This window comes from Paenibacillus sp. FSL M7-1046, from assembly GCF_038007405.1.
GTDB lineage: Bacteria > Bacillota > Bacilli > Paenibacillales > Paenibacillaceae > Paenibacillus_AQ.
In genome coordinates this window covers 6,185,152-6,197,355 of sequence record NZ_JBBOXB010000001.1, presented here as the reverse complement: position 1 = coordinate 6,197,355, position 12,204 = coordinate 6,185,152, and the positions used below count along the sequence as shown (strand labels likewise).

Genomic DNA, 12,204 nt, shown 5'->3' with positions numbered 1-12,204 from the left:
CGGAATGGATCTGCCGAATCTGTTAATGACGAAGCTGTTTGAGAACAGCATGGAGGCCATGTTCTTTTTTGACCGGGAAGGGAAAGCCCTGGCAATGAATCCGGCTGCAGAGAATATCGTAGACAAGGATATCTTGAAGCAGCTTTATCAGGGAAATCCCCAGGCTCTTTGTGGAACTTGCCGGGGGTATACCAGTGAAACGGAACTGCGCACCTGCCTTAACTGTTATTTCAATACACCGGACTCCGAGGATTTTACATCCTATCAAGTTTACCTGGAAACCAAAGACAAAGGGATTGTTCCTTATGCCGCTACGTTTCATACCATTGATTACGAGCAAGGCATCCGGGTATTTATGCTGAGGGATTTAACTAGACAGTTCAAAACGCAAGAGAAGTTTTATCAGAACAAAATGATGAAACATGTGATAGAAGCGCAGGAGAATGAACGCAAACGGATATCCCGCGAGCTGCATGACAGTGTTGCCCAGGAGTTGATGAGCGCAGTCATTGATCTTCGCGTGCTCAAGTATATGACATCTGACGAGCAGCTGCTGAGGAAAGTCAAGCAGACTGAGGTATCAATGACCCGGCTGCTGAATGATATCCGCAACCTCTCAGTAGAGCTTAGACCTGCGGCACTCGATGATTTCGGATTGGAAGCTGCATTCCGGTCCCACTTCAAACGGATGGAACAAAGCTATGGCCTTGTAATAGAATATAAATCTCAGCTTTCAGAGAAGCGCTATGAGAGTGAAATCGAGACCGTCATGTACCGGGTTTGCCAGGAAGCCGTTTTGAACGCGCTAAAGTATGCCCAAGTAGACACGGTCAAAGTTTCTCTTACAGAGAAAGACGATGTCCTGCGGCTCCTGGTCGAAGATGAAGGGACCGGCTTCAAATTGGGGGACGAACCTAGCGGAACCGGACTTGGCCTCTTTGGCATGCAGGAACGGGCGGAATTGGTAGGCGGTACTTTCAATGTAGATTCAGGTATTGGCAGAGGTACAAGAATCCTTTTACAGGTTCCTGTAGGATTTGCTCAAGGGAAGGGATGAGATTCTGATGAAGATCGTCATTGCAGACGACCATGCGATAGTACGCAGCGGATTCTCCATGATCCTGAATTTTCAGGATGATATTGAAGTGATCGGAGCGGCGGCAGACGGAAGAGAAGCTTATGCCATGGTAGCCAAATTCCGGCCGGATATTCTGATTATGGATCTGAGCATGCCGCCGGGAGAAAGCGGACTGATTGCGACAGGCAAGATTAAAGAGGATTACCCGGATACCAAAATCCTGATTCTGACGATGCATGATGATGAGGAATACTTATTCCATGTACTCAAGAACGGAGCTTCCGGATATGTCCTCAAAAGCGCACCGGACGAGGAGCTATTGCTGGCCATTCGGACCATTTATGAAGGCGGCACCTACATCCATCCCAAGATGGCGACTTCTTTAGTCCGTGAGTTCATCAAAAAGGATAAGACCGTCAGCACAGAAGACCTGTTCGAACTGTTGTCGAAACGGGAACTTGAGATTCTACCGCTCATCGCCAAGGGATACGGCAACAAGGAAATTGCTGAGAAGCTGTTCATCTCCGTCAAAACAGTTGAAGCCCACAAAGCTAAAATCATGGAGAAATTAAATCTTAAAAGCCGGCCTGAGCTGGTTGAATATGCATTAAGGAAAAAAATGCTGGATTTCTAACCGGTGAATGGAGGTTATGCTTGCGTGCCGGATTTTGCAGAATTGCAGTTTACAACACCCGCCATACGCATTCTTGAGAACGAACACCGTTATCTGTCTTTTCTTATGGAAGAATGGCATGCCATCGTGCTTTGGTTCGAACAGGAAACGATAAGTGTGGAAGAAGGCAGGACACGGCTTCAAGAGCTGCGTAAAGGGGTCCTCGATTTTACTGGTCCGCTGAAGAAGCATACGGCGAAGGAAGAAACACACTTTTTTCCGCTGCTGGGCACTTATATCGGTTTTGAGCAAGGGCCGCTTGTTGGTATCCAGGAGGAACACAGCGAAATTGACGGATATATCGGCCATTTCCTGCATCACACGGGTGGCGGGATAGATCTGTTGTCACTTGAAGAGCTCCGTGATGCTGTGAAATACGCCGGTGAAGCTTTTGAAGTATTGACTGTGCACTTTGTGAAAGAAGAGGCTGTCATATTCTCGATGGCCGAAAATCAGATGAATACCTTGGACAAAGAGCGGTTAAGCCAGAAACTAAATACGCTCATCACCTGAAACACAGGAGCTGCTTCTTCTTGAAGCGGCTTTTTTATGCTTTGTAGCTATATAGATTGAACTTGAAACTTGAGGAAAGGGAGCGGAGTGACGGAGGGGGATTTTGGAACTGTAGGAGCGATAGCGACCGCCTTTGTCTTCGGATTTCAACCGCAAACAGCGGTCATAATCAAGAAATTCTTACGACAACAGCGGCCGGAAGTCCAAATATTCTCCGCAGTTGCGACTGAACCTTTACTCTAAACTTTTCAGTTCAAGTTATATAGAACTTAAGAAGGTGATTCCAGTGTCTTCATACAGGGCGAAGCCGTTCCAGCCTATTTTCAGGGTTTACCCTGTCAGGGAAAGGGTTCTCCCCTATATCTGAACAGGGGGATCGGCGGATACAATGAGATCAGGAAATACGTATCTAGATAGACAATCAGGAGAATAAATGGCGAAAAGGTGAGTTGAATGATTAAAAAAATGCAGTTGCCGCTACAAACATTAAACTTGATTCTCGGATTTATGGTATGGGTTATTATTTCCTCCCTGATGCCTTTTATTTCCGAAGACATCAGCATTCCACCCGGAAAATTGGCGATGGTCACCGCAATTCCGGTTGTCCTGGGTTCGATTCTAAGAATTCCACTTGGCTATTATGCAAATATTTTAGGAGCACGGATTATCTTTATGACCAGCTTTATTCTGCTCTTGTTTCCGGTCTACTTTATTAGTGAAGCTTCTACAATGACTCATTTAATTATTGGAGGAACTTTTCTTGGAGTCGGCGGGGCTGTATTCTCAGTAGGGGTTACTTCACTGCCTAAGTATTTTCCTAAAGAAAAACATGGTTTGGTAAACGGGGTTTACGGAATAGGCAATATCGGAACTGCCGTCACAACCTTCTCGGCCCCGTTCGTAGCCGCACAAATCGGCTGGTCACCGACAGTGAAGATGTACTTAATCCTTTTACTTATCTTTATTGCGTTGAATTTCTTTTTCGGGGACCGGCACGAACCCAAGATGAAAACACCAATCATCGAGCAAATCAAAGGTGTTGCCAAAAATGAGAAGCTCTGGCTGTTCTCGCTGTTCTACTTTATTACCTTCGGGTCTTTTGTAGCGTTCACGATTTATTTGCCGAACTTCCTGGTCTCCAATTTTGGACTGGAGAAGGTGGATGCAGGCATGCGTACAGCCGGCTTCATTGCAGTTGCTACCTTTTTCCGGCCGGTAGGTGGCTGGCTCGGCGACAAATTCCAGCCTTTGTTCCTGCTGATTGGCACATTCAGTATCTATACGGTTGCAGCGATCATTCTTGCGTTTATGCCTTCCATGGGTCTGTATACAGCGGGCTGCCTTGCGATTGCGGTAAGTGCGGGAATCGGAAACGGTGTTATTTTCAAATTGATGCCTTTGTACTTCAATAAGCAGGCAGGAATTGCCAACGGGATTGTGTCAATGATGGGTGGTCTTGGCGGCTTTTTTCCGCCAATTATGCTGTCGTTGATTTATTCGGTCACAGGTCAATATTCCATTGGATTCATGCTGCTCTCGCAGGTGGCCCTAGCCAGTCTGGTGCTGGTGGTATGGCTGTATTATCAGGATCGGCTTGCGCTTACCTCTGAAGTGTTCAACTCGACCGGACAGGGGATTCTGGTAACTGATGTATCAGGACTTATAAAAACCGTGAATCCGGCATTTACGAAGCTCACGGGCTTCACCGAAGAAGAAGTACTCGGCAAACAGCCCAGCATCCTGAAGTCAGGCCGCCAATCCAAGGATTTCTACAACGGCATGTGGAGTGAAATCAGGGCGAAGGGGATGTGGCAAGGCGAAATCTGGAACCGACGCAAAAATGGTGAAGAATATTTGCAGTGGCTAAATATCAGCGCTGTCAAAGACGAGACAGGCGAAGATGTCCGCTATGTGGGCACGTTTAGCGATATCACACAGAAGTAACCGGATAAACCGGGTTCAGTCCAGCATGAAGTTAGGAGCAGATGAAGTTGAAAAACAATAGAAATCCGATTTCGGTTGCAGAAGCCGTGTTCCGGGTAGTCGAAAGAGCACGCCGCACAGGCACAGAAACTGTGCCGCTAGCCGAAAGTTATGGGCGAATACTGGTGGAACCGCTGGCGGCCACCCATGATGTTCCGCATTTCGACCGTTCCCCCTACGATGGATTTGCAATTCGGTCAGCGGATTCGGCTGGTGCATCCCGTGACCGTCGGATCAAATTCAAAGTAATAGATCATATTGGTGCGGGGGACGTATCCAAAGTAACGATAGGCGATTTCCAAGCCGTCCGTATTATGACTGGGGCGGCACTGCCATCTGGTGCGGATGCGGTTGTGATGTTTGAACAAGCGATTGTGACAGAGCACTCCTTTACAATCCGGAAAGCTTTTGCCCCTCAGGAAAATCTGTCACTGCAGGGTGAAGATATGAGAGCAGGAGAGACGGTTGTGCCAGCCGGCAGCTTCATACACCCCGGAACTGTAGCGCTGCTAGCCACATTCGGTTATGGGCAAGTTCAGGTAGCAAGGCGGCCAGTGGTAGGCATACTGTCAACGGGAACAGAACTGCTGGACGTTCATTCTCCGCTGGAACCCGGCAAAATCCGCAACAGTAACGGACCGATGATTGCAGCGCAGCTCGCACGGATGGGCATCCCCTACAAAATGTACGATACGGCAGCGGATCAACTTGAAGAATGTTTGCTGACGGTGCGGGAAGCTTTAGTGGAAACGGACTGTCTAATCACAACGGGGGGCGTATCGGTCGGAGACTATGATTACCTTCCGGAAATTTATGAGCAGATTGGTGCGGATGTGCTCTTCAATAAGGTAGCGATGCGTCCCGGCAGTGTGACAACGGTGGCGGTTTCGGAGGGAGCTTTCTTGTTCGGACTATCAGGCAATCCGTCTGCGTGCTTCACGGGCTTCGAGCTCTTTGTAAGACCGGCGCTGTTAAAAATGATGGGTGCAGACAAGACCTACCTGCCGCGGACAACCGCTCTGCTGGCAGAGGATTACCCGATAGCTAATCCGTTTACCCGGTTTATCCGCGCGGTTCATGACCGGACATCGGTGCGTCCTGCCGGATTTAATAAATCGAATGCAGTTTCTTCGATTGCACGCGGAAACTCGCTGATTGTGCTGCCGGGCGGGACAAGAGGTTACGCTGCAGGTGATCCTGTGGAGGTATTGTTATTAGGCGTAGAAGAAGGAACAGATGAATGGGTTCTGTAAGCTAATCGAAAGGGACGATGCCAGATGAATGCACATCCACCACTAGATCAACTGCGGCGGCCCATCCACGATTTGCGGATATCTGTAACCGACCGGTGCAATTTCCGGTGTTCCTACTGCATGCCAAAAGAAGTGTACGGTGAAGATTATACCTTCCTTCCGACAAGTGAACTGCTGACATTTGAAGAAATTCACCGCTTGACGAGGTTGTTTGTTTCGCTTGGAGTAAGTAAAATCAGGCTGACCGGCGGTGAACCGTTGATGCGGCGGGGTCTGCCCGAGCTTGTTGCCAAGATTGGCTTTTTGGACGGTGTAGAAGATATCGGATTGACGACCAATGGGGTACTCCTAGGACAACAGGCGGAGCCTCTATACGAGGTGGGACTACGCAGATTGAATGTTAGCCTGGATGCACTGAGTCCTGAGCTTTTTGGGAGAATGAACGGTCGTGGCATCAAACCTGGTTTTATTTTAAAACAGATTGATCATGCCATAGAGGCCGGTTTTGAGGTCAAAGTGAACATGGTGGTGCAAAGAGGTCTGAACGAATCGGAGATTCTGCCGATGGCCCGCTATTTCAAAGAAAGAAATATAACGTTGCGGTTCATCGAGTTCATGGATGTCGGCAACGACAATGGCTGGAGCTTTGAAAAAGTCGTAACGAAAAAAGACATCATGGAGCGCCTCCAGAGTACATTCGAGCTGGAAGCACTCGACAACAATTATTTCGGTGAAGTTGCCCAACGCTACCGCTATAAGGGCAGCAAGGCAGAGGTTGGTTTTATTACTTCGGTATCCGAGTCGTTTTGTTCTTCCTGCACGCGCGCCCGGCTGTCCTCTGACGGCAAATTTTATACCTGCCTGTTCGCATCAAGCGGTTTTGATCTCAGGAAGATGATTCGCAGCGGGGCGGATGATCAAAGCTTGCTCGAAGCTATTAGGAACGTCTGGGAGCAGCGTACAGACCGCTATTCTGATGACCGGACGGAACAAACCGTAAGGAATAGATCAAAGATAGGGATGTCCTATATTGGAGGTTAAGACTGATAGTACGATGGGAGATGAATTGTGCCAATGAACGGAGCACAGCTGCTAATACAGATGTTGATAGAGAAGAAAATTGACACCCTATTCGGATACCCCGGCGGTGCGGTATTACCTTTGTATGATGCGTTGTATGATTGCGACAGCATACAGCATGTTCTCGTTAGACATGAGCAGGCAGCGGTACATGCTGCTGATGGATATGCCAGAGTAACGGGACGCCCGGGAGTAGCGCTTGTTACCAGCGGGCCGGGTGCAACAAATGCGGTTACCGGTATTGCTACAGCCTTTATGGACTCGATTCCGTTAATCGTCCTGACGGGCCAGGTTTCCACCGATCTCATAGGTCTGGACAGCTTTCAGGAAGTAGATATTTATGGCATGACGATGCCCATCACCAAGCACAACTATATTGTCAGGGAGGTCGCCGATCTTCCGAAGATTGTGAACGAGGCATTCCATGTCGCAACAACGGGACGACCCGGCCCAGTCCTCATTGATTTGCCGAAGAATGTAATGGCAGCAGAATTTAACATGGAGGAACAATCTGGCAATCAGGATTCCCAGCCATATATCCGGGGTTATCAGCCACAGCATTCTATTGATCCTCTGGACATCCAACTCGCAGCTGATCAGTTGAACCGTTCTGAACGCCCGCTTATTCTTATTGGTGGAGGCTGTATGACAGGTAATACACCGGCATTGTTAAAAGAGTTCGCCGAGCAATTCAACCTTCCTGTAGCCAGTACGCTAATGGGTTTGGGTGCCTTTCCATCCGGGCATTCCCTGCATCTGGGTATGGTCGGGATGCACGGAACAGTCGCAGCCAATCGTGCGCTGCAGGGTGCGGACGTTGTGTTATGTCTCGGGGTTCGTTTCAGTGACCGTGTTACAGGCAACCGTAAGGCATTCTCGCCGGGTTCTTATAAAATCCAAGTCGATATTGATACTTCCGAATTAAATAAGAACGTTGCAGTCGATCTTGCTATCACAGGAGAATGCGCAGATCTGCTTGCCGGACTGTTGGAAAAAATACATATGCAAGAACCTGCTGTTTGGAATCAGCAAATCCGAATCTGGTCCAAGCGTTCCACAAAATCACCGCGGGTGCAGGATACCAAGCTGACTCCGGTTGAGGTGATAAGGTGCATACAAAATGCAACAGATGGCGATGCCATCATCTCTACGGACGTAGGACAGCATCAAATTTGGACCGCCACACATTATAATTTCTCAGAAGCCCGCTCTTTCCTGACCTCCGGTGGGCTTGGGACAATGGGCTATGGCCTGCCGGCTGCAATTGGTGCTGCAGTAGCTTTTCCTGACCGTCAAGTGGTGTGTATCACGGGAGACGGAAGCATCCAGATGAATATGCAGGAAATGATGACGGCGGTCGATCTGGGCCTGAACGTCAAAGTCGCTATCTTCAAAAATGGCTACCTGGGTATGGTGAGGCAGTGGCAGCAGCTGTTTCTTGGCCGCCGTTATTCTTCCGTACGTATCAGTTCACCCGATTTCGTAGCTTTGGCCAAATCCTTTGGCGCTCAGGGGCTCCGGGCCGATAATCTTGCCGATGCCGAGCATATTATTGATCTTGCTCTCCATACGGACGGACTTGTCGTCATGGAGTTCGATATTACCGAGGAAACGAATGTATATCCCATCGTACCTCCGGGGTCCAGCAATCAGGACATGATTGTTGAATAACCTCAGACAATTCAAAAAGGATGTTTCCCTATCGAATCACCGGTAGAGGAACATCCTTTTTTTTGCTGCTAACCACTAGAAGTACAGCACAAGCACAGACAAATATAACATGAGGGAAAAACCTATTTCAATCATTCCGGTACGCTTGGCGGTGATCCCTGTCTTGGGGAGAATGGCTGCCCGCAGCAGCAGGATAACAAGTGGAGCAAGCAATGTAGGGAATAGCAGCAGACCAGCCACTGCAAACAGCAAATGATACAGAACAGATCCATAATAGAAGCGGATGTTGTTTCGTTCACGAATAACCGTTTTGACATACAAGGCGGTCCCGATAAAATAGAGCACGCTGAGCAGGAACAGCTCTGTCACGGCTCCCCAGCCTTCTCCTTTGCCGACATAAAAGACAGGATAAATGATCAGGCAAAATGCCAAAATGGCGCAAATATCATTAAGCAAGGCACGTTCATTTTTGGTTTTTGCATAGTAGAGATTAACAGCGAACAGGGGAACAAGCGGCAGAACAAATCCTAACAGCTTAGGTTCAGCAAACACCAGATATAGGATAAAGGGCAGAAGCAGAATCCCGTAAACCCGCATGGGCTGGAGGTAACGCTCCAATTTCCCTGTCTTTACCCATTGCAGCAATGGGAAGCTGAACAAATAGATCAGAAGCCAGCAAACAAACAGGGGAATATGTATAAATTGTCCTTTGGATGAAGCGACTCCGAACAGAAATGGAAGGATAAGCATCGCCCAAGCCCCGTGCTGGTTGGGTATGTACTTCCTCATGAGAACAAAACCTCCTTCCCTGAAAATAAACGGCAACCCTAGGTTGCCACACTACTTAACTATACGTCCTTACCTATGTTGTTATAGTGACTTGAGACACTAAGTATCGATAATAATGTATGAATAACAGTTATTTACCTTGTACATAGTAAAGAAGAACGCTGCTCATGAAGTGGAAGAAGAAGGGAGTGCTGTGGAGCATGAAAGAAAAAGAAATTAAACAGAACGCTATTGAAGCGGACCAGTTGAACTTTCACGACCAAACAGACGATGTAGTCCGTAGTGTGTCTGCCCCAAAGGGGATTGACGAAGCCGTTGTAGCTATGACCTCACATATCAATAAATATGATGTGCCGGATGAGCTGGAAGACAATAATTAATGAATCAAGCGCGTGCAGGTTAACCTGATACGCGCTTTTTTATATGGTTTGATAAACTTCCCTGACGATAGCTGTCAGGGAAGTTTAATTATAATAGGCTTATCAAATGTGATTGGAGTGTTATAGAATGCAAACCAAAAAAGCTTATCTTTATGTATTTAATACAATGTCAGACTGGGAATACGGATATTTAATTGCTGAACTAAACACAGGCAGATATTTCAAAAAAGATTTAGCACCTTTAAAAGTAGTTACGGTAGGTGCTAATAAAGAAATGGTTACTACGATGGGAGGACTGAGCATAAAACCGGATATTTCCATTGATGAGTGTACAATTCAGAGTAAAGATCTTTTAGTTTTACCCGGAGGGAATACTTGGAGAGAAGATATTCACCTGCCTGTCTTGAAAAAAGTTGGCCAAGCTTTACAGATAGGGACTATTGTTGCTGCAATTTGTGGGGCAACTGAGGGGCTGGCGAACAATGGATACCTAGATTCTAGAACGCACACAAGTAATAACTTAGAGTATCTTAAAATGGTCTGTCCCAATTATAAAGGAGAAAAATTCTATGAGATAGGACCTGCCGTATCTGGTGAGAATTTGGTTACAGCCTCAGGGGTAGCTCCTCTGGAATTTGCGATGGAGGTACTGAAGCAATTAGATGTATTTACACCAGATACGTTGCATTCATGGTACAACCTCAATAAGACGCAACAACCTGAATACTTTTTCCAGTTAATGAATTCAATATCCTTGTAAGCGTGCAATCAACATGTGATTATACATTATTGCGAAAATGTTGGGGGGAAACACCTACATATTTTTTGAATAGCCGCGAAAAGTAAAAAACATCATTGTATCCAAGGGAAACGGCAGTATCTTTAATCGATCGATCTGTATTCAGCAGTATATTTTTGGCTTCGGAAATTTTGAGACGGTGAATGTACTTATTAAGTGAGTACCCGGTATGTTTCTGAATGATACGCCGGAGCGTGGATATCGAAATGTGGTAGCGTTCGCAAAATGCATCAGCATCAAAACTTTGATGCAGGGATGCCGCAATATCATCCATGAGCTTGGTGATGTAGTCTGTCGAATCGGTATTAGGCTGGCTGCTTTGTACAAATTCGTACAAAAGGGATTCAAGGAGTAAGGAAGCCCGGTCCAGATTGCTTGGAATGCCGCTTTCCATCAACATGAAGATTCGATCAATTTTGCTCTGCTGTGCATCATCGAGTCCTGTCTGGCGAACACGGTAAGGTTCGGTTAACCAGGTAGAGAGCCACTCCGCAGTTCGTGATCCTTCTACTGTGAAATAGAATTCATCCCAAGTCTCTTGCGGGTCGGGTCCATAGTCAAAGGTGGCGTCTGGAAAAAAGACAAAAAAAGAACCTTTATGAACAGGCTGCTTCTCCTTGTTGTTAACCTGATATGTGCCCTTACCGCCTGCAATGTAAACGAAAGCATAATATTGGAATTGGGCTTGGGTTCGATACAGCGACCGGTTGGGGAGGTGCCCGACATTGACGATCGATAATGATTTTAGCTGCAGCTTACTTTCATCTGTCGTGCGATCAATAATGCGAATAGGCTTAGAACTGATTGTATAGTCCATGTAGGTGGTCATGATGGTTATTCTACCTCCAGAAGAGTCATGTTATCTTAATTGTATAATAAAATATGACCAATATATAGGAGGGTTCATGCGGCATGAGTAAAAAGAAAATTGGACTGATCGGAGCGGGGTCCATCTCCGGCTTGCACTTGCAAGCCTATCAGGGGAATGAACATGCAGAACTATATGCTATATGTGACTTGAATCAGCAACGGGCAGAAGATAAAGCGAAGCAGTACAATATTCCGAACGTGTATAAAGATTATCATGATTTATTAGCTAATCCCGAAGTGGAAGCGGTCAGCATTTGTACGTGGAACAACAGTCATGCGGAGATCAGTATTGCAGCCCTGCGTGCCGGTAAGCATGTGTTAGTGGAGAAACCTTTATGCCGCAGCGTTGAAGAAGCGAATGCCATCCAGGATGCTGTACGTGAGACTGGCAAGTTGTTGCAGGTCGGATTTGTACGCCGTTACGACGCCAATGCGCAGCTTGTAAAGAACTTCATTGAGAAAGATGAACTGGGTGAAATCTATTATGCTAAAGCTACTTGTATCCGTAGACTTGGTAATCCGGGTGGCTGGTTTGCAGATGTTGAACGTTCCGGGGGCGGCCCATTAATTGATCTCGGAGTCCATGTTATCGATTTGTGCTGGTATATGATGGGGCGTCCAAAGCCCGTTTCGGTTAGCGGCAACACGTATCACAAATTAGGCAACCGCGCGAATGTGAAGAACTTATCCTTTTATCAGGCGGCCGATTATGATCCAAGCACCAATGGAGTGGAAGATATGGCAAATGCATTAATCCGTTTCGAGAATGGGGCATCGCTTATGGTTGATGTCAGCTTTACCCTTCATGCGAAGTCGGATGAGCTTGCTATTCGTTTATACGGTGATAAGGGCGGAGTGGAAATTGAACCTGAATTGACCATGATTACTGAAAAATATGACACCATTCTGAATGTAGCTCCGCAAACAGACAGCAAATCCATAAATGTGCCGGAAGCATTTTGTAATGAAGTGAATCACTTTCTGGACTGCCTGCAATCTGGAGAAACACCGATCAGTCCGGTAGAAGATGGCTTGCAAATCATGAAGATATTGTGCGGTATCTATGAGTCTGCGAACAACGGACAAGAAGTTCAACTCTAATACAATTGCAGGAA

12 protein-coding genes are annotated in these 12,204 nt (G+C 46.9%); 10 read left to right on the top strand and 2 right to left on the bottom strand.

Annotated features, from left to right (window positions below):
- Nucleotides 1-4: 4 nt before the first annotated feature.
- From NYE29_RS27555 to ilvB, 7 genes are all read left to right on the top strand, one after another.
- Complete coding sequence (locus NYE29_RS27555) at nt 5-1,057, top strand: sensor histidine kinase (protein WP_340898338.1); 1,053 nt, start codon at nt 5-7, stop codon at nt 1,055-1,057.
- A gap of 7 nt (nt 1,058-1,064) precedes the next feature.
- Nucleotides 1,065-1,712, top strand: coding sequence for a response regulator (locus NYE29_RS27550; protein ID WP_038591872.1), 648 nt, complete (start codon nt 1,065-1,067; stop codon nt 1,710-1,712).
- Between the two features lie 24 nt (nt 1,713-1,736).
- Entirely contained in the window at nt 1,737-2,264 is a 528-nt protein-coding gene (locus tag NYE29_RS27545) for a hemerythrin domain-containing protein (RefSeq protein WP_340898336.1), read from the top strand.
- A gap of 453 nt (nt 2,265-2,717) precedes the next feature.
- Entirely contained in the window at nt 2,718-4,208 is a 1,491-nt protein-coding gene (locus tag NYE29_RS27540; RefSeq protein ID WP_076111922.1) for an MFS transporter, read from the top strand.
- 47 nt (nt 4,209-4,255) lie between these two features.
- On the top strand, nt 4,256-5,500 hold the full coding sequence (locus NYE29_RS27535; RefSeq protein ID WP_340898334.1) for a molybdopterin molybdotransferase MoeA: 1,245 nt from the start codon (nt 4,256-4,258) through the stop codon (nt 5,498-5,500).
- Nucleotides 5,501-5,524: 24 nt separating this feature from the next.
- Nucleotides 5,525-6,541, top strand: a complete 1,017-nt coding sequence (moaA, locus tag NYE29_RS27530; protein ID WP_340898333.1) for a GTP 3',8-cyclase MoaA — start codon at nt 5,525-5,527, stop codon at nt 6,539-6,541.
- Between the two features lie 33 nt (nt 6,542-6,574).
- Complete coding sequence (gene ilvB / locus NYE29_RS27525; RefSeq protein WP_340898332.1) at nt 6,575-8,251, top strand: biosynthetic-type acetolactate synthase large subunit; 1,677 nt, start codon at nt 6,575-6,577, stop codon at nt 8,249-8,251.
- 75 nt (nt 8,252-8,326) lie between these two features.
- Here ilvB and NYE29_RS27520 read toward each other — a convergent pair whose 3' ends face one another.
- Nucleotides 8,327-9,040, bottom strand: coding sequence for a YwiC-like family protein (locus tag NYE29_RS27520; RefSeq protein ID WP_340898331.1), 714 nt, complete (start codon nt 9,038-9,040; stop codon nt 8,327-8,329).
- 167 nt (nt 9,041-9,207) lie between these two features.
- Here NYE29_RS27520 and NYE29_RS27515 point away from each other — a divergent pair, with 167 nt between their 5' ends.
- Both NYE29_RS27515 and NYE29_RS27510 read left to right on the top strand, forming a co-directional pair.
- Nucleotides 9,208-9,420, top strand: a complete 213-nt coding sequence (locus NYE29_RS27515) for a hypothetical protein (RefSeq protein WP_256718158.1) — start codon at nt 9,208-9,210, stop codon at nt 9,418-9,420.
- Between the two features lie 127 nt (nt 9,421-9,547).
- The gene (locus NYE29_RS27510; RefSeq protein WP_340898330.1) at nt 9,548-10,180 is read left to right on the top strand and encodes a type 1 glutamine amidotransferase family protein; all 633 of its coding nucleotides are present in this window, start codon (nt 9,548-9,550) and stop codon (nt 10,178-10,180) included.
- Between the two features lie 19 nt (nt 10,181-10,199).
- Here the strand turns inward: NYE29_RS27510 and NYE29_RS27505 are convergent, their stop codons facing one another.
- Nucleotides 10,200-11,048: an AraC family transcriptional regulator gene (locus tag NYE29_RS27505; protein ID WP_038591894.1), complete on the bottom strand. Its 849-nt coding sequence runs from the start codon at nt 11,046-11,048 to the stop codon at nt 10,200-10,202.
- Nucleotides 11,049-11,131: 83 nt separating this feature from the next.
- Here NYE29_RS27505 and NYE29_RS27500 point away from each other — a divergent pair, with 83 nt between their 5' ends.
- The gene (locus NYE29_RS27500; protein ID WP_340898329.1) at nt 11,132-12,190 is read left to right on the top strand and encodes a Gfo/Idh/MocA family protein; all 1,059 of its coding nucleotides are present in this window, start codon (nt 11,132-11,134) and stop codon (nt 12,188-12,190) included.
- The last annotated feature ends 14 nt before the right edge of the window (nt 12,191-12,204 follow it).